23 protein-coding genes and 1 pseudogene are annotated in these 22519 nt (G+C 61.1%); 4 read left to right on the forward strand and 20 right to left on the reverse strand.

The window, feature by feature from the left end; translation table 11 throughout:
• Positions 1 to 20: 20 nt before the first annotated feature.
• Genes mutM through HMPREF2888_RS11860 form a run of 3 tightly spaced genes read right to left on the reverse strand, consistent with a single transcriptional unit; the run spans position 21 to position 2163 of the window.
• Positions 21 to 842: a bifunctional DNA-formamidopyrimidine glycosylase/DNA-(apurinic or apyrimidinic site) lyase gene (gene mutM / locus HMPREF2888_RS11850; protein ID WP_070433274.1), complete on the reverse strand. Its 822-nt coding sequence runs from the start codon at positions 840 to 842 to the stop codon at positions 21 to 23.
• The gene (gene rnc / locus HMPREF2888_RS11855) at positions 842 to 1612 is read right to left on the reverse strand and encodes a ribonuclease III (RefSeq protein WP_070433275.1); all 771 of its coding nucleotides are present in this window, start codon (positions 1610 to 1612) and stop codon (positions 842 to 844) included. The genes mutM and rnc overlap by 1 nt, the downstream gene beginning before the upstream one ends.
• Entirely contained in the window at positions 1609 to 2163 is a 555-nt protein-coding gene (locus tag HMPREF2888_RS11860) for a YceD family protein (protein WP_235591055.1), read from the reverse strand. The genes rnc and HMPREF2888_RS11860 overlap by 4 nt, the downstream gene beginning before the upstream one ends.
• Positions 2164 to 2337: 174 nt before the next feature.
• On the opposite strand from HMPREF2888_RS11860, the gene HMPREF2888_RS11865 reads away from it, so the two are divergent.
• A complete protein-coding gene (locus HMPREF2888_RS11865; RefSeq protein WP_070433276.1) occupies positions 2338 to 2952 on the forward strand; it encodes a hypothetical protein in 615 nt (204 codons plus the stop codon).
• 50 nt (positions 2953 to 3002) lie between these two features.
• On the opposite strand, the gene HMPREF2888_RS11870 is transcribed toward HMPREF2888_RS11865, so the two are convergent.
• Both HMPREF2888_RS11870 and gdhA read right to left on the reverse strand, forming a co-directional pair.
• A complete protein-coding gene (locus HMPREF2888_RS11870) occupies positions 3003 to 3770 on the reverse strand; it encodes a DivIVA domain-containing protein (RefSeq protein ID WP_141740978.1) in 768 nt (255 codons plus the stop codon).
• A 93-nt stretch (positions 3771 to 3863) separates the two neighbouring features.
• Positions 3864 to 5204 (reverse strand): annotated as a pseudogene (gene gdhA / locus HMPREF2888_RS11875) (NADP-specific glutamate dehydrogenase).
• A gap of 138 nt (positions 5205 to 5342) precedes the next feature.
• Here gdhA and HMPREF2888_RS11880 point away from each other — a divergent pair.
• Entirely contained in the window at positions 5343 to 6464 is a 1122-nt protein-coding gene (locus HMPREF2888_RS11880; RefSeq protein ID WP_070497178.1) for a glycerate kinase, read from the forward strand.
• Here HMPREF2888_RS11880 and HMPREF2888_RS11885 read toward each other — a convergent pair.
• Complete coding sequence (locus HMPREF2888_RS11885; protein WP_061923318.1) at positions 6430 to 6828, reverse strand: hypothetical protein; 399 nt, start codon at positions 6826 to 6828, stop codon at positions 6430 to 6432. The two genes, HMPREF2888_RS11880 and HMPREF2888_RS11885, sit on opposite strands and share 35 nt — an antisense overlap.
• 36 nt (positions 6829 to 6864) lie before the next feature.
• On the opposite strand from HMPREF2888_RS11885, the gene HMPREF2888_RS11890 reads away from it, so the two are divergent.
• Positions 6865 to 8067: an amidohydrolase gene (locus tag HMPREF2888_RS11890; protein ID WP_070518856.1), complete on the forward strand. Its 1203-nt coding sequence runs from the start codon at positions 6865 to 6867 to the stop codon at positions 8065 to 8067.
• A 77-nt stretch (positions 8068 to 8144) separates the two neighbouring features.
• On the forward strand, positions 8145 to 10532 hold the full coding sequence (locus HMPREF2888_RS11895) for a glycogen/starch/alpha-glucan phosphorylase (RefSeq protein WP_061923324.1): 2388 nt from the start codon (positions 8145 to 8147) through the stop codon (positions 10530 to 10532).
• A gap of 211 nt (positions 10533 to 10743) precedes the next feature.
• On the opposite strand, the gene HMPREF2888_RS11900 is transcribed toward HMPREF2888_RS11895, so the two are convergent.
• From HMPREF2888_RS11900 to HMPREF2888_RS11960, 14 genes are all read right to left on the reverse strand, one after another.
• A complete protein-coding gene (locus tag HMPREF2888_RS11900) occupies positions 10744 to 11781 on the reverse strand; it encodes an HNH endonuclease signature motif containing protein (protein WP_061923327.1) in 1038 nt (345 codons plus the stop codon).
• Between the two features lie 213 nt (positions 11782 to 11994).
• Positions 11995 to 13407 carry a pyruvate kinase gene (pyk, locus tag HMPREF2888_RS11905; RefSeq protein WP_061923688.1) on the reverse strand — a complete coding sequence of 471 codons (1413 nt, stop codon included), beginning with the start codon at positions 13405 to 13407 and terminating at the stop codon, positions 11995 to 11997.
• A 136-nt stretch (positions 13408 to 13543) separates the two neighbouring features.
• Positions 13544 to 14440, reverse strand: a complete 897-nt coding sequence (gene lgt, locus HMPREF2888_RS11910) for a prolipoprotein diacylglyceryl transferase (protein ID WP_061923331.1) — start codon at positions 14438 to 14440, stop codon at positions 13544 to 13546.
• A 36-nt stretch (positions 14441 to 14476) separates the two neighbouring features.
• On the reverse strand, positions 14477 to 15307 hold the full coding sequence (locus tag HMPREF2888_RS11915; RefSeq protein WP_061923334.1) for an indole-3-glycerol phosphate synthase TrpC: 831 nt from the start codon (positions 15305 to 15307) through the stop codon (positions 14477 to 14479).
• Positions 15308 to 15376: 69 nt separating this feature from the next.
• Positions 15377 to 16009 carry a TIGR02234 family membrane protein gene (locus tag HMPREF2888_RS11920; RefSeq protein ID WP_061923337.1) on the reverse strand — a complete coding sequence of 211 codons (633 nt, stop codon included), beginning with the start codon at positions 16007 to 16009 and terminating at the stop codon, positions 15377 to 15379.
• On the reverse strand, positions 16010 to 16372 hold the full coding sequence (gene hisI / locus HMPREF2888_RS11925; RefSeq protein ID WP_061923341.1) for a phosphoribosyl-AMP cyclohydrolase: 363 nt from the start codon (positions 16370 to 16372) through the stop codon (positions 16010 to 16012).
• Positions 16369 to 17133: an imidazole glycerol phosphate synthase subunit HisF gene (hisF, locus tag HMPREF2888_RS11930; protein WP_061923344.1), complete on the reverse strand. Its 765-nt coding sequence runs from the start codon at positions 17131 to 17133 to the stop codon at positions 16369 to 16371. Before hisF ends, hisI begins: the two co-directional genes overlap by 4 nt.
• 13 nt (positions 17134 to 17146) lie before the next feature.
• A complete protein-coding gene (locus tag HMPREF2888_RS11935) occupies positions 17147 to 17938 on the reverse strand; it encodes an inositol monophosphatase family protein (RefSeq protein ID WP_061923347.1) in 792 nt (263 codons plus the stop codon).
• 18 nt (positions 17939 to 17956) lie between these two features.
• A complete protein-coding gene (priA, locus tag HMPREF2888_RS11940) occupies positions 17957 to 18739 on the reverse strand; it encodes a bifunctional 1-(5-phosphoribosyl)-5-((5-phosphoribosylamino)methylideneamino)imidazole-4-carboxamide isomerase/phosphoribosylanthranilate isomerase PriA (protein ID WP_061923350.1) in 783 nt (260 codons plus the stop codon).
• A 15-nt stretch (positions 18740 to 18754) separates the two neighbouring features.
• Entirely contained in the window at positions 18755 to 19390 is a 636-nt protein-coding gene (gene hisH / locus HMPREF2888_RS11945; protein WP_061923352.1) for an imidazole glycerol phosphate synthase subunit HisH, read from the reverse strand.
• Positions 19391 to 19393: 3 nt separating this feature from the next.
• Positions 19394 to 20587 (reverse strand): MFS transporter, encoded by a 1194-nt coding sequence (locus HMPREF2888_RS11950; RefSeq protein WP_201040729.1) that lies wholly within the window; start codon positions 20585 to 20587, stop codon positions 19394 to 19396.
• A 47-nt stretch (positions 20588 to 20634) separates the two neighbouring features.
• Entirely contained in the window at positions 20635 to 20793 is a 159-nt protein-coding gene (locus tag HMPREF2888_RS12920) for a hypothetical protein (protein ID WP_162839574.1), read from the reverse strand.
• Positions 20794 to 20807: 14 nt separating this feature from the next.
• Entirely contained in the window at positions 20808 to 21410 is a 603-nt protein-coding gene (gene hisB / locus HMPREF2888_RS11955) for an imidazoleglycerol-phosphate dehydratase HisB (RefSeq protein ID WP_061923358.1), read from the reverse strand.
• On the reverse strand, positions 21410 to 22519 hold the full coding sequence (locus tag HMPREF2888_RS11960) for a histidinol-phosphate transaminase (protein WP_061923361.1): 1110 nt from the start codon (positions 22517 to 22519) through the stop codon (positions 21410 to 21412). The genes hisB and HMPREF2888_RS11960 overlap by 1 nt, the downstream gene beginning before the upstream one ends.

The raw sequence follows: 22519 nt of genomic DNA on the forward strand, positions 1-22519 counted from the left end.
ATATATCCCCTATCGATCCATTAATAGGTTTGGCAGCGGGGGCAATAGTGGGTAGATCTGCCGCCCACAACCACCCTTTTTAGTGGCGTCGCACACCTATCGCACGGCTCATCGCCGCGGCCGTAGGCATGCAAAGAGCGGTCGAAATAACCCGACTCACCATTGACGTTGACATAAAGCGCATCGAAGCTAGTGCCGCCGACTTTAAGGGCAGCGCGCATGACGGTCGCGGCGGCGTCGACAAGCGCAACTGCGTCGCGTTGGCGCAGCGTGGAGGCCTTCTTTTGGGGCTGTATGCGGGCTAGCCAGAGCGCCTCGTCGGCATAAATATTACCGATTCCCGAGACCACAGTCTGATCCAACAACGCCGTCTTCACCGCCGTCTTCTTCCCCCGCAGCCGCCGCGCCGTGGCAACAAGGTCAAAGTCCGACTCCAGCGGGTCCTGCGCGATGTGCGCGATCTTCGTCCAGGGGGCCAGCAACCAATATCCAAAGGTGCGCTGGTCCACGAAGTTCAACTGGACGCCGCCGCTTAACGACGCCGCGATGCGTACATGTTTCGAGTCCGTCTCCCCCACCCGCATTTGGCCGGACATGCCGAGATGTACGAAAAGCACATCGCGGCCGGGATCCGTGAGGTCTTCGTCGGCGAATTCCAGCCACATGAACTTGCCGCGCCGTGCCACACTCGCGATTTCGCGGCCGGCTAGGAGCTGTTCCAAGGGGCCATCCTGGCCGCGGTTGGCCCGCGGGTGCAAGACTTTCACGGACTCGAAGCGGCGGCCGGGAAGATAGGCCTCGAGCCCGCGGCGGACGGACTCGACTTCTGGAAGTTCAGGCATTAATTCTCGCGATTAGCGGTGCCCTGGACCAAAAGCGGAGTTTCGCGCAGAGTATCGCACGCCTCTTGCGCCGCCTGCTGCTCGGCCAGCTTCTTGTTGTGGCCAACGCCGTTGCCCACGGTCAGGCCCGCGACGGTAGCCACCGCGGTGAAGGTCTGGTCGTGCTCTGGGCCGGTAGAGGTAGCGGTATAGACCGGCATCGGGGCCTTCAGCTCGGCGCACAGCTCCTGCAGGTTGGTCTTCCAGTCCATGTGGCGGCCGGAGACGACAGCGTTGTCGATCTTCTTCTGGAACAGGCGCAGAATGACATCGCGCGCGACCTCAAAGCCGTGCTGGCGATAAATCGCGCCGAAGATGGCCTCGGTGGTATCCGCCAGAATCGAATCTTTGTCACGGCCGCCGGTGGACTGCTCGCCCTTGCCCAGCAGGATATGTTGGCCCAGCTCAATCTCGCGAGCGATATCGGAAAGCCCGTATCGCGAGACGATGGAAGCGCGCATCTTCGAAATATCCGATTCCGGACGCGAAGGATACTGCTCGTAGAGCTTCGAAGCCACGGACAGGCCAAGGACAGCGTCGCCTAGAAACTCGAGGCGTTCGTTGTTGGGCAAGTACCCGTTTTCGTTGGCAAAAGAGCGGTGGGTCAGCGCCAGACGCAAGTTTTCATCGGCCAGGTCGATGCCCAATGCCTGCAGCAACGGGCCATGATCGACGGCGCTATAGGCCTGCTTGAGGGCTTCCTCGCCGGTCAGCTTCTTCTTCTTGCTCACAGGAACTTCTCCAGTCCAGACCAACGGATATCGACTTTGTCTTCCTCTTCCCCAGAGACTCCGGTGGAAACACCCTCCGGCATCTCTATGTCGCAGCCTTCCTCGCACACCGGCGCGAAAGGCAAGCTCAGGCCAGCTTCATCGATGACAGTCTGCAGTAAATCGATTTCGTCGTCTACGACCTCAGGAACTTCATCGCCAGAGCCTGCATCCTCATCATCGAGTTCGTCGCCGCTGATGAAAGACTCGTCTGCAGCAAAAACCTGCGAGACCTGCAGATCCAGCTGCGGCTGCAGCGGGCGCAAACAACGAGCGCATTCGCCGGTGAGAGTGCCGGTAACCGTGGCGTCGACAAGCACGCCCGATCCCAGCGGTGTCAAGGTAGCGTCGACCGTAATCTCGTCGCCTTTTGCAACGGCGATCATCTCGACACCGATACGTTCGGGCGCAGGGCCCTTCTGCACGCGCTGCTCCGGCATTGCGGCAGCACCCTGGCCACGCAAGAGCTCGGCCACGTTAAATTTCAGCGGTGATTCCAATACATCTGCCATAACGTCTCTTAGCCTACATTGTGCGGCGCCATCCTTTTAGCAGAGCTTTGCCCACGCTTGCCGACGCCGCCTTTTGCCCGCTATCTGGGTGTTGCCTGAACTGCACCGCACAAGGTCTTATGCACTAAAGGCAGGTGGTTTCCCAATGGCTTAGGGGGCCTTAGTCTGGGGACTATGAATTACGGCACCACTGCACCAAACAGCGAATTAGCCCAGCTTGGATGGGCGTTTTCTCTGCTTTGCGTGCTGCCGGTGGTAGCGCTTGGCGCAATCGCATATCTGCGATACCGCCGCAGCCGCCTGCGGCCGGGGATGGCACTGCACTCCCTGGCCTATCGCGGTCTGGGTTTGGGGTTTGTGCTTGGTGCTTTCGTGGCGCTTCCGCTGCCCTTCGACATCACGATGATTGTCGCCTCCGCGCTCCTAGGCCTTGGCACCGCGTGGCTGGCCTGGAATGCGCGCGAAGGGCTATCGGGCGTTCTCATGTCCGTTGCTACGGCACTCGGCGGAATTTTGAGCGTTGTCGCAGGGCAATATTTGGTGGAGGCGCTATTTTCTGTGCGCCTCATCGCGGGTACGCCTATGGAAACGTTTGCATTGATGTGGGGCGTGTTCGGTTTTCCCGCTGCGGTATCAGCGGCGATTGCCGTTGCCACAAAGACGATGGCCCCAGCTGATGAACAGACGGTGTACGACAAACCGTCTGGCCACCAGCAAGGACCATCGTCTCCGCGCCGCAGCCGAGCTATGCAAACCCTATGCAAACAGAGTGTGCAATCGCCGCGCTAGCGCCCGGGTGCCGGAAGCTCTCGGCGCTTGACGCATCCGCGCTATAGGTCTTAGCGTTCGTAGCGCTCGGAGCTTTCGGCGCGGTACTCGCCGCGCTCGCCCCGGTCGGCACGGTACTCGCCGCGCTCGCTGCGCACATCTGCGCGCGGATCGCTTATGCGGGAACGCACGCCCGCGCCGCGGCGCAGCGCTTGACGGTCAGAGTTCACGGTACGCAGCAGGCCGGAAAGAGAGCTTTCAAACTCGCCGAGCTTAGAATCGACAAACTCATCACACTCGGTGCGCAAACGATTCGACTCGGTGTGGGCGGTCTCCACAATGCGCTGCGCCTCATCGTTCGAGCGGCGGACCACCTCGGACTCAGAGACCAAGCGCTCCTGCTCCGCCTGGCCTGCGGCGACGCTGCGCTCGTATTCCTGATTGCCCTGCGCGATGGTGCGGTCCGCATCGGCACGCGCGCTTTCGATCATGGCGCTGGCATCGTCTTCCGCCTGGGCGACCATGGCGGTCGAGCGCTGCTGGGCGTCGGAAAGCATGGCGTCAGAGTCTTCCTGCGCACGCGCCATAATCTCGTCAGACTGCGCGTTTGCATCCGCGACAATCTGCGCAGCGCGTTCCTCCGCGCCAGCCAAGATTTCGTCCTGCTTATCTAGGACATCCTGCGCATCGTCCATTTCGACGGGCAGGGCGTTACGGAGGTCGTCGAGAAGCGCGAGCATCTCGTGGCGCGGGACCATGCAGTTGGCCGTCATGGGAACGGAGTAGGCCTGCTCCAGATTGCGAACAAGTTCATCTAGGGACTCAAATACGCGGTACATGCGCTCAGAGTAACCAAAGAAACTTTTTTCACACGTTTCCCACGCGGCACTTGCAATAAAAATCTAAAGTTCGACTTCAGGCTTTAAGCAGCGCTATACGACGCCCTGCGCCAACATCGCATCAGCCACCTTCTTAAAGCCCGCGATATTCGCGCCCGCGACATAATCGCCTTCCATGTCATACTCCCGCGCGGTGCGGTCGATGTTTTTGAAGATATTCGACATGATTTCGTGCAATCGTTTGTCGGTGTAGTCAAAAGACCACGAATCGCGCGATGCATTTTGCTGCATCTCCAGCGCAGAGGTGGCCACGCCGCCGGCATTCGCGGCCTTGCCCGGCGCGAATTTAACCTGCGAGCCCACGAAGAAGTGCGTCGCTTCTGCAGTACACGGCATATTTGCTCCCTCGGCGACGTAGCGCACGCCATTTTCTGCCAGCAGCCGCGCGGCGTCGACGTCGAGCTCGTTTTGAGTAGCGCACGGCAACGCAACGTCGGCAGGCATGGCCCAGATATTGCCGCCCTCGTCATATTTCACGCCTGCCTCCTGGGCATATACGCTAATGCGCTCGCGGCGAATCTCCTTGACATCTTTCAGCAGCTCGAAGTCAACGCCGTTTGGGGTTTCGACATACCCCGCGGAGTCAGACATCGCTACGACGGTGCCGCCCAACTGTTGGACCTTCTCGGCCGCGTAAATCGCCACGTTTCCAGAACCAGAGACAATGACCTTTGCTCCGCTAAAGGACTCGCCGTGGGCCTTCATCATCTCTGCGGTGAGATAGACCAAGCCGTAGCCGGTGGCCTCGGTGCGCACCAGGGAGCCGCCCCAGGACAGCCCCTTGCCTGTCAGCACGCCAGACTCGTGGCGGTTTTCCAGCCTGCGGAACTGGCCGAACAGGTAACCAATCTCGCGCCCGCCAACACCGATATCGCCTGCCGGAACATCCTGATATTCACCGATGTAGCGGTGCAATTCCGTCATAAAGGACTGACAAAAGCGCATGATTTCCGCATCCGACTTACCCTTCGGGTCGAAATCAGAACCGCCCTTACCGCCACCGATGGGCAGGCCGGTCAGCGAGTTTTTAAAAATCTGCTCAAAGCCCAAGAACTTGATGATGCCCAGGTTCACCGAAGGATGGAAACGCAGCCCGCCTTTGTACGGGCCCAGTGCGGAATTGAATTACACACGGAAACCGCGGTTGACGCAAACGTTTCCACGATCATCGGTCCAGGGAACGCGGAAGATGAGCTGGCGCTCGGGTTCGCATAGGCGCTCGACCAGGCCGTAGTCGGCGTAGTGCGGATCCTTGTTCAGGACAATCTTCAGCGAATCCAGTACCTCGGAGAGGGCTTGGTGAAACTCGGGCTCGCCGGCGTTTCGCTTTAAAAGCATGTCGTAGTAGTTGGAAATTTGCTTTTCGATGTGCATCTGGTGCGCCTTTCGCCGGCGAGGGTGCCGAATCGGTGGTTTACAGGACACCAAACAGTTTTCTATCGTGTGACCAAAAGTGCAAGTATCCGCGAGGTAAAACCGCCCACGAATTAGTGGCCACCTATACTTTTCGGCATGCATATCATCGTCGCACCGGACTCTTTCAAAGGGACAGCAAGCGCAATGCAGGCCGCGGCAGCCATCGCTGGCGGTCTGCGCGAGGCCCTTCCCGACGCCACCATCACCACCTGCCCCATGGCCGACGGCGGCGAAGGCACCTCCGAAATCCTCGCCACCGCCGCCAGCCTTTCCGGCGTCGAGGTGCAAACGATTACACTGCCCACTACCGACGCCCGCGGGCGGCTGACCGAAGCCAGCTACTTCCTGGCCGGCGAGCATGCGCTAATCGACGTCGCCTCCGCCACCGGGCTGCCCGCCGTCGCCAATGACCTCGACCCACTGCACTCGGATTCCTACGGCACCGGAGTGCTCATCGCGGACGCCGAAGCCCGCGGCGCTAAGCACATCGTTTTATGTCTTGGCGGCAGCGCGACCATCGACGGCGGAATGGGCATCCTCGCCGCACTTGGTGCTGCGGCACACGACGAGCGCGGCTACGCGCTACCCAAGGGCGGTGCTCCCCTCGTTCGCCTCGACAACATCGACACCGCCCAACTCAACATCAAGGCCGGTGCCCTTAACTACACCCTGCTCGCCGATACCCGAGCCGTGCCTATCCAGGCCGCTACCATATACGGCCCACAAAAAGGCGTCGAGGGAGAACACATCGCGCTGCTCGCGGGCGCTCTTCTTCGCCTCTGCGAAGTAACCGGCACCGACGAAAACGCCGAATCCTTTGGCGCCGCAGGCGGCATCCCCATCGCTTTGCGCTGGCTTTCGCAAACGCTCTGGGGAAGCGAAGAACACTTCGAAGTAGTCCCCGGCGGCGCGTATGTGGCAGAAAAAATCGGCCTGTCGGCGAAACTCGCCGAGGCAGACCTCGTTGTCACCGGCGAGGGCCGCTTTGATGAGCAATCCCTCACCGGCAAAGTTGTCGGTACCGTCGCCGAGCTAGCCGGCGAAACGCCAGTCGGCGTCATCGCAGGCTCCATCGCATCGCCGCTTCCCCACGGCGCCGTAGGAGTCGAGCTCGACAATGCGCAAGGCGCCGCGAAAGGCGACGTCGTGGAGCAATTGCGCGCCGCCGCCCACGCGCTGGCAGCTAAGGTTGCGCCTGTACAGACCACGGAAAAATAGCCGGCCGCTCGTGCGCGACCTCATCTTCCAAAAGCACGTGGTCCTTCGGCAACACCGCGTGCGGGGTGAGAAGTCGCGCGAGCACCATCGTCAGCTGGTTCACGGATCCCTTCACGCCGTCGACCTCAATGTTGTAGCGATAAACGTTGGCATCTTCTAGTTCGCGGTCGAAGTGCTCGTCGCGGTAGGTTTGGCGCAACTGCTCCTCCAAGCCGGCCGGCAAGGTGGGATTTTCCTCGCGGGTTACGCGGGCAGCGGCCAGCGTTTCATTTGCAACCAGCTTTTCGGTGGCGGTGCTAAAGACCTCCGCCACTCGCTCGGCCTGGGCATCCGGCACAAGAACATCAAACTGAATAATTGGCATGTAGGTAACCCTACCCTAACGAAAAGAAGATTAGCTATGGCAGATTCCACCAAAATCGCAAACCTCTTGAAAGACTGCCGCGTAGACCTTAGCTGGCAGCGCGAATTCTACGAGGACCTTCACGCTCACCCTGAGCTCTCCCACGAAGAAGAGCGCACCGCCGGTCGAATCCTTGAGCGCCTGCGCGCTTTCGACTGCGAGATTGTCCAGCCCATCGGCGGCTTCGGAGCTGTGGCCATCTTCCGCAACGGTCCCGGCCCCACCGCTCTTTTCCGCGCTGACTTCGACGGGCTGCCCGTGCAAGAGGAAACGGCAGTTGCATACGCCTCCCGCAACGGCAACATGCATGTTTGCGGCCACGACATGCACACTACAGCGCTGCTGGGAGCCTGCGCGCTTCTCGACGCCCACCGCGACGCCTGGTCCGGCACCTTCCTCGCTCTTTTTCAGCCAGCAGAAGAATCTTCCATGGGAGCAAAATATATGCTGGCCGATTCGCTTACTACCCGCGTCCCGAAACCCGACATCTGCCTCGGCCAACACGTTATGCCCGGCAAAGCAGGCGATGTTCTGTCCCGCCCCGGAGCAATCATGGCCGGTTGCGACTCCCTGCGCATCACCATTCACGGACGCTCGGCACATGCCTCGATGCCGCACGCAGCCGTTGACCCGACCTATATCGCCGCCATGGTCATCACGCGTTTGCAAGCGATCGTTGGGCGCGAGGTGGCACCGCATGACTTCTTTGTCATTTCTGTGGGGGAGCTGCATTCAGGCGATAAAAACAACATCATTCCTGAGACTGCCGAGTTGGTGTTGAATACCCGTTATTACAAACCGGACGTCGCCAAGCGTGTATATGCCTCCCTCGAGCGAATGGTGCGCGCGGAATGCGTAGCCTCCGACGCCCCCAAGCCGCCGGAATTCGAGTACTTTGCCCACGGCGAAGTCACCGACAACGATCCTGCCGCCCACGAAACCGTGCGCGCAGTCTTTGACGCCGTCTTCGACGCGGCCTCGGGTACTGCCGAACCTTCGACGGCTTCCGAGGACTTTTGTTACCTCCCCCAAGCTTGGGGTGTGCCGTATTATTTCTGGTTTATTGGCTCGACGCCCGCGGAACTGGCAGATAACCCACCCGTCAACCACCAAGCGATATTCCTGCCCGATTATGAACCCACCGTGGCATCGAGTACCCAAGCCGCCGCAGCAGCGGTGCTGGCCTACCTCGCAAATTAAGCAAGCGCTTGCGCTCAAGGCCGGATAAGCTGGCACACGGTATTTTCCATTCTCTTAAAGAACCAGATAGGTAATAAATGAGCCAGCCCAAGCACTCTGCTTTTCAGTCCACTGTCCCCGCACACGTGCGCTCCGCTGCCGGGGTTAGCCCTTCTGCTGCCAGCCAGCGCAAATTCTGGTCCGGCTTATCTTCTGCTGTCGTAGCCGAAATCGCTGACAATTGGGAAGCCACCCGCGCTGCCTACTCTGCGACCCGCCAGCAGCACTACTTTTCCGCCGAGTTCCTGCAAGGCCGCGCGCTGCTTAATAACCTCACCAACCTGGACTTGGTCGACGAAGCCAAGGCCGCAGCGAAGGCAGCCGGCCGCGAGCTTTCCGACGTCCTCGAGGCCGAGCACGACGCCGCCCTCGGCAATGGTGGCCTAGGCCGACTCGCTGCTTGCTTCCTCGATTCGGCGGTCACGCAGGACTACCCAGTCACCGGCTACGGCCTGCTCTACCGCTACGGCTTGTTCCGCCAGTCCTTTGACAATGGGCACCAAAAGGAGCAGCCCGACGCATGGATGGAAAACGGTTACGAGTTTGTCATTCGCCGTGCTTCCGATCAGCGTCGTGTGCACTTCGATGACATGGACGTCCGCGCGATTCCCTACGACATGCCGATTACCGGCTACGGCACCGACAACGTCGGCACCCTGCGCCTGTGGAAGTCCGAACCCATCGACGAATTTGACTACGATGCGTTCAACTCACAGCGGTTTACCGACGCCATCGTCGAGCGCGAGCGCGTCATGGACATCTGCCGAGTGCTCTACCCCAACGACACGACCTACGAGGGCAAGGTGCTGCGCGTGCGCCAGCAGTACTTCTTCGTTTCTGCTTCGCTGCAGCAGATGATCGATAACTACATCGCCCACCACGGCGACGACCTGCGCGGATTCGCGAAGTACAACTGCATCCAGCTCAACGACACACACCCGGTGTTGGCGATTCCAGAGCTTTTGCGCCTGCTTCTCGACGACCACGGCTTGTCCTGGGACGATGCCTGGCAGGTTGTCACAGAGACTTTTGCTTATACCAACCACACCGTTCTCGCCGAGGCGCTGGAGAGCTGGGAAGTGTCTATTTTCCAGAAGCTGTTTTGGCGCATCTGGCAGTTGGTGGAAGAAATCGACCGTCGTTTCCGGCTGGATATGGAAGCTCGAGGCGTCGATTCCCAGCGCATCGAGTACATGGCGCCGGTGTCCAACGGGCAGGTGCACATGGCGTGGATTGCCTGCTACGCGGCGTTTTCTATCAACGGCGTCGCCGCCCTGCATACGGATATCATCAAGGCCGACACGCTCTGCGAGTGGCATGAATTGTGGCCGGAGAAATTCAACAACAAGACCAACGGTGTCACGCCTCGCCGGTGGCTGAAGATGTGTAACCCGCGCCTGGCGAAGCTTCTGACCAAGCAGTCCGGTTCTGATGAGTGGGTCACCGACCTTAGTTCACTTGCCTCGCTTACTCAGCTTGCTGAAAACAAGAAGGTTCTGCGCAAGCTCATGGAGGTAAAGCACAAAAACAAAGTCGACTTCGCGGAGTGGATCATGCAGCATCAGGGCGCGGAAGTCGACCCGGATTCTATCTTCGACGTGCAGATCAAGCGCCTGCACGAGTACAAGCGTCAGCTGTTGAATGCGCTTTATATCCTGGACTTGTATTTCCGTATCAAGGAAGACGGCGAGTCCGTGCCGAAGCGTACCTTCATCTTTGGTGCGAAGGCCGCCCCGGGCTATGTCCGTGCTAAGGAGATCATCAAGCTCATCAACTCCATCGCTGAGCTGGTCAACAACGACGAGGACACCCGCGATGTCATTCGCGTTGTGTTCGTGGAAAATTACAACGTCTCCCCTGCCGAGCACATCATCCCGGCCGCCGACATCTCGGAGCAGATTTCGGTGGCGGGTAAGGAAGCATCCGGCACCTCGAACATGAAGTTCATGATGAATGGCGCGCTCACCTTGGGAACGATGGACGGGGCAAACGTTGAAATCGTGGAGGCAGTCGGCGAGGACAACGCGTATATCTTCGGCGCTTCCAACGAGGAGTTGCCAGCGCTACGAGAGTCTTATAATCCTGGCGAGCTCTACGAATCCGTTTCGGGTTTGAAGCGTGTTCTGGATGCCCTCAACAATGGCACTTTAGGCCACGAGAACTCCGGTATGTTCGGCGACTTGCGCTCCTCGCTTCTCGACGGCCAGGGTATCCACGCCCAAGACACCTACTACGTTCTCGGTGACTTCGACTCTTACCGGAAGACCCGCGACCGCATGGCGCAGGACTACGTCGACGCCCCACTCGACTGGGCCAAGAAGGCATGGCTGAATATCTGCCTTTCCGGCCGCTTCTCCTCTGATCGCACGATTGCCGATTACGCCGCCGAAGTCTGGAAGCTCGACCCCACCCCAATTAGTAAGTAACCACGACCCCACCCCAATTAGTAAGTAACCACGACCAGTAGGCGCTAGGCATTTCACCTAGCGCCTTTTTGGCTTTCCCCGCCCTACGCGGCCCCGCCACTCAACCGCCGCCACTCAACCGCCGCTACTCAACCGCCGCTACTGACACCCCCGCCGTGCAACCCGTGGCTCCGTTTGCACGAGCGACCGGCAGGGGCGGCCCGGCGCAAACCTAGGGTGGCGGGCGGAGGTTGTGTTTTAGAAACAACGGCCTGCCGGTTTTGGGTGAAAGCCAGGCAAGGCGGCCGTCGATAAGCGTGATGCGTCCGCGATGCGCGGGCCCTAGCGGGTCATCCTGGTTGAGCCCGTTGTGATAGGCGCAAAGTGGCACCAAATTTTGGAGGTTGGTGTGCCCGCCGTGGTTCCAGGCTTCAATGTGGTGGATTTGGCAGTCATCGAAAGGCACGGAACATCCCGGCCACACACACTCGCGGAACTTCGCTTTGAGCATGGCACGCTGTTTATCGTTTGCGATGCGCTGGGTTCGGAAAGCATCGACCGGCCCAGCCAGCGGATGCACGAGGACGGCCTCCCCATGCTGGGCCAGCGCGCGCTGAATATACTGCGCGCCAGAGACCACCGCGCCGTTACTCAGCTCAATGGTGACCTCCTCACCCTCACCATTTACGATGCGGTCGAGTTGGTCAAGATAAACAATCGCCGAGGTCGATACTTTAACGGCCCCGCCGCTCGCGTTTCCGGCCACCAACGCGCGAAAACCCTCAAGGGCGCCGTCCGCATGCGAAATGATGGCGCGAAAGTCCTCGATGGTCATCGCCTTATCGGTGATACGGATTGCGCCCAGGCCGTTGGAGTACCGGGTATGCGATACCTGCGGCTGGGGCTGCGGCGGAGTGAGGAGCTCGCGTAGCCGAGCGCGCGCGAGCCCGTCCACGTTATTGGCTGGCACGTGGCACAACTCGACTCTTAGGTCCCACGCGTGATGGTGGTTGCGCACCCGCGCGACGTATTTTTCGATTCGGGCCAGCACGCTCAATCCATGGCCACGGCGCCGCGCGCCGGCGAGCGCACGAGCCTGTTTGCGGGTATACGGCGTCTTGCCAAAATAAGGCTCGGCGAGGCGGATGAGATGGTCGGCGTCATCGGGGCTTGCGCCTAATGCCATGATTTCAGACTTGCTTAGCGCGGCCGCCTCGGCGAGAAGATCCACGCCGCGCGCCCGTGCTTGCAAATACGTCTGAAGGTTCATACCTTTCACGCTAAAAGCACTCACAAGACCGCCACAAGCATCAATTTTTGGTCTGTGGATAACTTCGCCTAAAAGAGGCTAAAACGCGCTTTCCGATGACGCGGCCACAAAGTTATCCACAAAAAGAGGCCTCCCTGCGCAAAAGCAGGAAGGCCACAGGGCTGACGGGCCAGCGATTACCGAGCGCCGGCGAAGCGCGCTCAAGGAGCTCGGTTAGCGGCTTTCACCCAACATGTGGCACTGAATCATGTTGGTGTTGCCCGCAATTCCCGGCGGGGTGCCAGCGATGACGACGATGAGGTCGCCTTCCTTGTAACTATCCATGGCCAGCAGCGAGCGGTCGATGGTAGCCATCATGTCGTCGGTGGAGTCCACGGCATCGCTCAGGAAAGTCTGTGCGCCCCAGGTCAGGGCCAGCTGCGAGCGCACCTCCGGGAACGGGGTAAACGCCAGCAGCGGCAGCTTGGAGTGCAAACGCGCCACGCGCTTTGCGGTATCGCCGGAGGTGGTGAAGGCAACGATTGCCTTCGCATTCAGGCGCTCAGCGATGTCGCGCGCCGAGTACGACACCACTCCGCGCTTGGTGCGCGGAACGTGCGAAAGCGGCGGCACCTGGCCATCGGACTCAGCGTTCTGCACGATACGAGACATAGTGCGCACGACGTTCTGTGGGTCGATGCCCACGGAAGTTTCGCCGGAGAGCATGACGGCGTCGGCGCCATCGAGCACGGCATTGGCCACATCTGATGCTTCCGCGCGGGTCGGGCGCAGGTTGCTGATCATGGAATCCAGCATCTGGGTTGCCACGATGACCGGCTTAGCGTTTTCACGCGCGATTTGGATGGCGCGCTTCTGGAACAGCGGCACCTGCTCGAGCGGCACCTCGACGCCCAGGTCACCACGGGCAATCATGATAGCGTCGAAAGCAAGGACGATGGACTCCAGAGCATCGACCGCCTCCGGCTTCTCCAGCTTCGCGATGACCGGCACGCGACGGCCCTCTTCGTCCATGATGGCGTGGACTAGGTCGACGTCGGCTGGCGAGCGCACGAAGGACAGCGCGATCATGTCGACGCCGAGCTGCAGAGCGAAGCGCAGGTCGGCGATGTCCTTTTCGGATAGAGCCGGCACGGAAATATCCATGCCGGGCAGGGAAACGCCCTTGTTGTTGGATACGGGGCCACCTTCAGTGACCTCACAGACGACGTCGTTGCCATCTACTTCTTTACAGACCACGGCGACCTTGCCGTCGTCGATAAGCAGTCGGTCGCCAGCCTTCGCATCCTTCGCGAGGTTCTTGTAGGTGGTGGAGACGCGGTCGTGGGTGCCTTCGACGTCGTCGACGGTGATGCGAACGATTTCACCTTCTGCCCACATCTCCTCGCCGTTGATGAAGCGACCCAGGCGAATTTTCGGGCCCTGCAGGTCGGCTAGGATGCCGACGGCGCGGCCAGTTTCATCGGTGGCCTCACGTACCCAGCGATAATTGGCTTCGTGGTCGGTGTGCTCGCCGTGGGACATGTTAAGGCGAGCGACGTCCATGCCCTCTTGCACGAGGCGCAGGATTCCGTCCTTGCTTGCCACAGCGGGACCTAAGGTACAAACGATTTTGGTTCTTCTATCCAACATTAAAAGCCCTATTCACATCGGGAATGCTAACGAAACCCAACCTACCCGCGTTCGCCGGCAACGGCCACTGCCAAAGCCAACAAAACCAGAAATGCCCGCTTAAAAGCGGGCATGAATGGGCAACGTACACTGCTTAGTGTGATTCCTGCGACTCACCGAGCGCTTTCGGCCCGTTACGCGCAGGATCTACCTCAGCGGGAGTCTCCTGCCCGCGCGGAAGCTTGAAAAATACCACCAGCGCCACGATGAAAAGCACTACTGAAACAATGACGTTGATTCGCAGGCCGAAGACCATCGTGGCCTCATCCGAGCGCATATTCTCAACGAAGAAACGACCCAGCGTATACCCCGCCACATAGAGCGCAAACACTCGGCCGTACCCCAGCTTCCACGCCTTTTGCGCCCACAGTAAGAACAAGCACACGGCAACATTCCAGACCAGCTCGTAGAGGAAGGTCGGGTGCACGGACGTTATTACTTCCCCAGTTGAGCGGCCCGAGACCGGCGCATACTCCCCTGCCTCGTTGATGCGGTAGTAAATATCCAGCGCCCACGGAACGTCGGTGGGCCGGCCGTAAAGCTCCTGGTTAAACCAGTTGCCGAGCCGCCCGATGGCTTGGGCAAGGATGAGGCCGGGAGCGACGGCGTCGGCAAACGGCGCCATGGGCACCTTTTTAATCTTGAACATCACCCAAATCGCGAACACGCCGAGCGCCACCGCGCCCCAAATACCGAGGCCGCCGTTGGTGATTTTCAAGGCATCGGCCGGGTTACAGTCGGCACAGAAATACTTCTGGTGATCCGTAATCACGTGATACAAGCGCCCGCCGACGATGCCCGCCGGGATGATAACGATGGCCGCATCCCACACGACATCGGAATTGCCGCCACGCGCAACGTAGCGGCGCTGCGTCATCCACATCGCCACCAGAATGCCGACAATGATACAAAGTGCGTAAGCACGCAGCGGAAACGGACCTAAATGCCACACGCCCTGCGGCGGGGACGGGATGTTTGCCAGAATTTGCACGCTAGACAGTTTGCCTTATCCGGCGGGACAAAGCCACTAAAGAGACTTCCGCGAAGGGCACGCCGGGTGCTGGCCAGCAGCGACCAAGGAACGCGCCGCGGCGGCGGGGTCTTGGGCCGCCATGATGGCCTCTCCTACCAGCACCGCATCGGCGCCCTGGGAGGCATATCTCAACACGTTACGTGGCGAATTCACTCCGCCGATTGCGATGCGCACGATGGATTCCGGCAGCCCCGGCACAATCTCGGAGAAGGCCTCGCGGTTGATGGCATCCGAGGCCACCGACCATGCGTTAATGGCCACCACGCTGCCACCGGCCTTGATGGCGCGGTCGACTTCATCACAGGTGCGCACCTCTAAAATTGCGGTCATTCCCAGCGATTCAATGCGATCGAGCAGCGCCTCCAACCGCGCTTGCTCCAAGATCTCCACCTGCAGCGGCACCGCATCCGCGCCATAGCAGCGCGCCTCGTGGATCTGGTACGGGTCCACGATGATGTCGCGGCAAATCATCGGGATATCGATCGCCTCGCGGGCCTGGCGCATATCCTCCAAAGAACCGTGGAAGCGCCGCCTGTCGGTCTGGCAGGCCATCAGGTGGACCCCCGTGGCAGCTAGCTGCGCGGCAATCTGCGCCACCGACTCCGGAGAGTCCAGATGTGCGATTTCGCCGGCATAAGGCACGGCGCGTTTGATTTCGGTAATCACGGAGCAGCCCTGGCGTAACAGCGCAGCACGGACGTCGCGAGGCTCGCTCATGGAACGCGAGCGCGCTTTGATGTCTTGGAAGGAGACGCGGGCTTCGCGCACGGCGACGTCGTCAAGCACACCTGCTATCAGGTGGTCTACGGCGATCGGAGTGGACATCAGCACCTCCCTCCACAGGGGCGTTTGAGATCACACTTAGGCTATCGCGATGGCCCGCGAAATAGAAATTCAGGGGCGTTTTACGTCCGTGGGGTCAATGTCGGCGTCGAGCGCATCCCACATCACGCGACCGGAATCGGTGGTGGTCTCTAGTTCCTCGGCGATGCGCTCCTGGCGGGCGGCCGGGCTTTCGTACTTGGTCGAGCGGGGCTTGTCGACGCCCGGTTTGCGCACCAGCAGCATCGCGCCAAACAGCGCGCACGCTGCGCCGAAGATGGCAAGAATGGGGCCAGCCTTTGCGGCCTCGGTGCTGAGGACGGTGGCCCACTCGGAGATATGCGCACCGTTGACGGCATTCTCGTCGGAGGAGCCGGCGCGCAGGAGTTCTTGGGCGCGAGCGGCGTCGGCGCCGTAGGTCAGCAGGGAGACTGGGCTCCACGCCACGGCGGCTGCGGCCAGCGCGCAAATGACGGCCACGATGCGGCGGGAGGTGCGACGCAGGGCCGCCACGGCGACCGAACCAGCCAAAAGCACAAGGGTCAGCGCGATTAGCTCGAGGGACCAGAAGGAACCCACCATGTCGACGGTGCTGGAGCCGGACTTATCGTCTTCTACGGCAGCGGTAGCCCACGTCATGCGGGATGAAAGCCACAGCAGGATTGCGCCTGCAGCAATTAAAAGTGGGCCAAGACGGCGTGCCATCTAAAATGCGCCTCCCAAAAGGTCACGAGAATCGAAACAAGTGCGGTCTCCGGTATGGCAGGCCGCGCCTTCTTGGCGAACTGTAATCAGGATGGTGTCGCCATCGCAATCCAGCCGCACCCCCAGTACTTCTTGGGTATGCCCCGAGGTCTGGCCTTTTATCCAATAGTCCTGCCGCGAACGCGAGTAATAGGTGCCCTTGCGCGTGGCCAAGGTGTGCGCGAGTGCGTGGTCATCCATCCATGCCAACATCAACACCTCGCCTTGCTCGGACTGGGCGATGGCGGGAACCAGGCCGTCGGCGTTGCGCTTGAGCAGCTTAGCGACGCCCGGGTCTAGCTCGAAGTCTGCCGGGCTACTCACTTGCGTACCTCGTAGGAGGCCGCCGCGAGGGCATCCTTCACCTCGGCGATTTCCACCTCGCCGAAGTGGAAGATGGAGGCCGCGAGGACGGCGTCGGCGCCAGCTGCAATAGCCGGTGGGAAGTCGGCTGCCTTGCCCGCTCCGCCGGAGGCGATGACGGGGATAGACACCGCAGCACGCACCTTTTTGATGAGCTCGATGTCGAAGCCTGCCTTCGTGCCGTCGCCGTCCATGGAGTTCAGCAGAATCTCGCCGACACCCAGCTCCGCGCCGCGGGCCGCCCATTCGATGGCGTCGAGTTCAGCGGAGCGCGTGCCGCCGTGGGTGGTGACCTCGAAGCCGGAAGGCATGCGTGGGGTTCTGCGGGCGTCGACGGATAGGACGATGCATTGGGAGCCGAAGACCCGGGCAAGCTCGCGCAGCAGCTCCGGGCGGGAAAACGCCGCGGAGTTGACGGCTACTTTATCGGCGCCGGCGCGCAGCAGCTTACGGACGTCGTCGATGCAACGCACGCCGCCGCCCACGGTCAGTGGGATAAAGACCTGGTCTGCGGTACGTCGCACCACCTCGAGCATGGTGCCCCGGCCTTCTTTCGAGGCGCTGACGTCGAGGAAGGTCAGTTCATCGGCACCGAGTTCTTCGTAGCGGGCGGCCAACTCTACTGGGTCGCCGGCATCGCGCAGGTTTTCAAAGTTTATGCCCTTGACCACGCGGCCGTTGTCCACATCGAGGCAAGGGATAACACGCACGGCCAAGGCCATGGCATCCTCCTTTTTAAGATTTTTGACTGTGGCGGGCCACGATGTCGAGAATCGTGGCGTGCACCTGAGGGGTGCCGGCGACCAGACCGCGGGCGCCCGGTGCCCAGTCGTTGCCTTCGGGGTCGGTCGCGATGCCGCCAGCGGCCTTGATGAGCAGAGCGCCCGCGGCGTTGTCCCACGGATGCGGCGAGAAGTTCACCACGCCGTCGAAGACGCCCTGCGCCACGAAAGCCGAATCAACCCCCACGGAGCCGGTCATGCGTGGGCGCAGCCCGGTCTCGCGCAGCTCGTGGAAGATATCCGTGGGCAGGTGCGAAGAGCAGCCGACGTGCCCGCGGCCTTCGTCAAAACCGAGAGAATCCGCGCCGCCGCCAAAGCCTGTGGCAGGTCCGCCAACCGAGCGCAGGCCCATGCCCTCGGCAGCCACCACGCGGCGCGTCAGCAGCGGGAAGTCCGCCACCGCAACTACGGGGCGGGAGTCATGGACGAGGCTGACCAGAACGCCGCACAGCGGGTTGCCCGCGGAATAGTTCGCAGTGCCATCAATGGGATCGACCACCCACATGGTCTCCTCGGACGCAAACACGCCGGAAGGCGAGGCAGACTCCTCGCCATAAACCGGAATGCCTGTGAGCTGGGTGAGATGCTGGCGCAGCTGCGCCTCGATCTGCAGGTCCACTTCCGTGGCAAAATCGCCCTCGCCCTTGAAATGGGCAGGCGGCGCGCCGAGGCCGGCGCGGAATAATTCGCTTACTTGGTCAACGGCCGCCTCGGCAAAAGCCACGAGCTCACGCGGTTGAGTCATGAATTGGCGCTCCTCGCTTTAATAGGTGTCAATGGGGTCGATGTAATCCTCTTCCGGCAGCGGCTCTACCTCCGCCACCGCCGCGATTGCTTCTTCGAGGCTAAAGCGCTGCTCATAGAGCGCTTTCCCGACAATCGCGGAATCGATGCCCTCGTTTTCATACAGCGCCAGCTCGCGAAGATCATCCAGGCTAGAGATGCCGCCCGAGGCCGTAATCTTTGCCTCGGTAGCCGCAGCAACCTCACGCAGCAGCTCCACGTTGGGCCCTTCGAGGGTGCCGTCTTTGGTGACGTCGGTGACCACGAAGCGCTGGCAGCCTGCCGCATCGAGGCGCTCGAGTACCTCCCAGAGGTCTCCGCCATCCGATACCCAGCCGTTGCCGCGGCAGCGCCACTCGCCTTCTTCTAGCTGCACCGCTAAGTCCACGGCAATTTTGTCGCCGTGCTTTTCCAGCATTTCCTCGACCCACTCCGGTTTCTCCAGCGCCGCGGTGCCGATGTTGACCCGCCGCGCACCGGTGGCAAGCGCACGCTCCAAAGACTCATCGTCGCGAATTCCGCCGCTCAGTTCCACCTGCATCGAAAGCTCCGCGGTGATCTCCGCCATCAGCGCGTGATTAGAACCGCGGCCAAAAGCCGCATCGAGGTCGACAAAGTGCAGCCATGAAGCTCCCTGCTCCTGCCACTTGAGCGCGGCCTCGCGCGGGGTGCCATAGTTCTTTTCGGTTCCGGCCGCGCCTTGGTCAAGTCGCACAGCCTGGCCGTCAACGGCGTCGACGGCCGGCAACAAAGTAAAGGTCATGGTTTCAAATCCTACTTAAAGCGTATTAATCCAGTTGCGCAACAACTGCGCTCCTACCTCGCCGGACTTCTCCGGGTGGAACTGGGTGGCCCACAGCGCGCCATTTTCCACGGCCGCCACGAAACGGTCCCCATCGTGCTCAGCCCAGGCCACCCGCGGCGGCTCGGTGATTTCGGTTTCCAGCTCCCAGCGGCGGGCCGCATAGGAGTGCACGAAATAGAAGCGCTCTTGCGGAGAAATCCCCGCGAACATCGCCGAGTCCGCAGCAAATTCCACGGTATTCCAGCCCATATGCGGAAGCACGTCAGCCTGCAGCTTTTCCACCCGGCCGGGCCACTCCCCGCAACCATCGGTGGCAATGCCGTGCTCGAAGCCGGCGTCGAAAAGCACTTGCATGCCCACGCAGATCCCCAACACCGGCCTGCCACCGGCCAAGCGCTGGCCGATGATCCGCGGGCCCTGGGCCCTTTTCAGCCCCTCCATGCACGCGGCAAAGGCGCCGACTCCGGGGACCACGAGGCCGTCGGCAGCTACGGCCACCTGGGGATCCGCAGTGACGGTGACCTGCGCGCCTGCGTGTTCAAGCGCGCGCTGCGCCGAACGCAGATTGCCGGCACCGTAGTCCAGCACAACAACATTCTTGCCTGTCATGGGCTATACCTTACGCAACCTTCGCAAACGGGTCTTAATATCGTGTGTCTCGCTAACGCGGGTACGTCCCAGCAGCGTATCGCTGACGGTCAGCAACAGCCCGCCCGCGATAATCGCAGCGCCCGCACCAAACGCGCCGCTATAGCCGGTGCTGGCGACCAACGCGCCCAGCACCGTGGAGCCCAGGCCGGTGCCCGCGTCGTAGAAAATATTCCACACCGCAGAGGCCTCGGAAATCTTTTCGCGAGGCGCGCGGTCGAACATCGCCAGCAGTGCCTCGTTCTGCGCGATGCCAAAGGCACCGCCGAAAATTACGGCGCCGCAAACCAGCAGCCACAGCGACCAGCTCTCCGCGAGCGTGAGGGCAATCAACGCCACGCCACCGGCGGCCGCGAGCTGGGCCGGGATATACAAAGTGCCGGGTTTGCCAAGGCGGTCTGCCACCGCGCCTGCGAAGTAACGCATCACCATCGTCGCAGCACCCACTAAGGAAAGCAGCAGGCCGCCGACGGCCGCGCCGGTGGCTGGGTCCAGTTCTCGCGCCGCGGGGGCGATGAACGTGGAGACCACGCCGTAGCTCATGGAGAAGGTGGTAAGAGCTAGGGCCGGCACGGCGAAGAGTTTCCACATCGGAGCGACGGCTCCGGTCTCACGGTTCGCCACGCTTGACGACGCCGCCTTCAGCGATGGCACACGCAAACACATCACGAAGCCAATGATGCCGATGATGCCAGCGGTGATGTACGCGGTTTCAAAGCCCCAAGCCTGCCCCATCGCAATGCCGGCCGGCAAGAAGACCATCTGGGCGAATCCGACAAAGACGCCAATCATTCCGGTGGCCTTGCCCAGCAGCCGCGAGGGGGCGATTTCTGCGATCAGCGCGCTTTCCGAAACTGTCAACGCGCCGAAGCCAATCCCGCGCAGGGCGGAAAAGACAAGCACGACAACGGCGGCGTTACCAAGCAAGTGGCCGAAGGCCGGAACACCGAGCAGCAGCGCGGCCGCCGCCATGACGGGACGGTAGCCAAAGGTACGCAACATGCGCGGGGTCAAAGTCTGGGTGATAACCGTGGCAGCCATGAAAGCGCCGGTCGAGGCGCCTGCCAGGGTTGCCGAGCCGCCCGAGTCTAGAACCGCCAGCGGGACCACCGGCAGCAGAATGGACCACGCGCCAAAGGCCGCCGCAACGGCGACCATCGTGGCGGTATAGCCCGGGACCTTCCAGATGGACTGCTTCGCGTTGCTCACTGGCCCATCACACCAAACATCCACGCCAGCGCCGCTGCGATGGATACCGCGCCGAGCACAGCAGCCACGATGGTAAAGAACTTAGAGCCTTGCTGATAAGCAGACCAGGCACCACCAAAAAGAAGTCCTGCCACCAAGAACAGGACCAAAATCAAAAAGTTCCCAGAAATTATAAAGCTCCCTTCGTGGAAGGAATCCCCTTTACTCGGGGATCCGGTTCGACGGCCTGCCGCAGCGCACGGGCTACCGCCTTGAATTCTGCCTCGGTGATGTGGTGCGGGTCGCGCCCGTAGCGCACGTTGAGGTGCAAGGTCATTGCCGCGTGTGTGGCCAATGTTTCGAAGAAGTGGCGGTTGATGACTGTGGCATAGTGGCCGCCAATAATCTGCCATTGTAGATGCTCCGGCTCGCCGTTCATCACGAAGTAGGCGCGGCCGGAAAGATCCACCACTGCTTCTACCAATGTCTCATCCATGGGCAAAAGCTGCGAACCGAAGCGGCGGATGCCAGCTTTGTTGCCGGCGGCGTCGGCAAGCGCGCGGCCCAACACAATCGCGGTGTCTTCCACCGTGTGGTGGGCATCGATGTGGGTATCGCCTTGGGCGTGGACCATGAGGTCGAAGCTGCCGTGGGTGCACATCGCGCCCAGCATGTGGTCGAAGAATGGCAGGCCGGTGCTGATGTCTGCGTCCCCGCTGCCGTCGAGGTTTATTTCGACGCGGATTTGGGACTCGTTGGTCACCCTTTCCGCTTTGCCGATGCGGTTTGCCATTAGTCTTCTCCTTCCGCAGTTACTGTACCGCTAAGTTTCGCTGCCGCCGCAAGGAAGGCATCGTTTTCTGCCGGCAGCCCGATGGTGGCTCGCAGAAATCCGCGCTGGCCGACGTCGCGAATCAGCACCTCGCTACTCAAAAACCGCTCCCAGACCGCGTGCTGATCTGCAAAGCGGCCAAAGAACACGAAGTTGGCCTCGCTTTCTACCACAAAATATCCCAGCTCCTGCAGCTTGGCGACGACGCGTTCGCGCTCCGTGGCCAGCTTGTGCACCGTTTCCAGTGTCTCAGCGCTATGCCGCAGCGCGACGATGGCCGCGGCCTGGGAAAGCGTGGAAAGGTGATAAGGAAGGCGCACGAGCATAACGGCCTCGATGAAGGCTGGGTCAGCCACGAAGTATCCCAGGCGCCCGCCGGCGAAGTCGAAGGCCTTGGACATGGTGCGCGAGACCACCACCTTGGTGGGATATTTCGCAATCAAGTGGGCAGCCGAGGGCGAGGAAGAAAACTCCATGTAGGCCTCGTCCACGATGATGATTCCCGGCGCGGCCTGGACCAGTTTTTCGATGTCTGCAAGACGCGTGACATCGCCGGTGGGATTATTCGGCGTGGTGATAAACACGATGTCGGGGCGGTGCTGCGCTATAGCTTCCAGTGCTCGGGGCACGTCGATGCGGAAATCCGCACCGCGTGGGCAATCGATGAACTCGGTGTGGGTGCCCGCGCACAAGATGGGGTGCATGGAGTAGCTGGGGCTAAAGCCCAGGGCTTTACGCCCTGGGCCGCCGAAGGCCTGCAGGAGTTGCTGCAGAACCTCGTTGGAGCCATTTGCCGCCCAGAGGTTTTCCGCTTTCAGTTTGGTGCCGGTTTGGGCGCTTAAGTACTCAGCCAGCGCGCGGCGTAGCTCGGTGGCGTCGCGATCCGGATAGCGATTGAGCGTGCTTGCCTGCTCCTCGATGCTGCGCACGAGATCCGCTACGAGGGCGGCAGAAGGCGAATAGGGGTTTTCGTTGGTGTTGAGCTGGTTGGCCACACGCAGCTGCGGCGCACCGTAGGCAGACTTGCCGCGCAGCTCTTTACGCAGGGGCAGATCAGAAAGTTGGGTCAT

Origin of the sequence: Corynebacterium sp. HMSC077D03, assembly GCF_001808545.1 — a bacterium.
GTDB lineage: Bacteria > Actinomycetota > Actinomycetes > Mycobacteriales > Mycobacteriaceae > Corynebacterium > Corynebacterium simulans.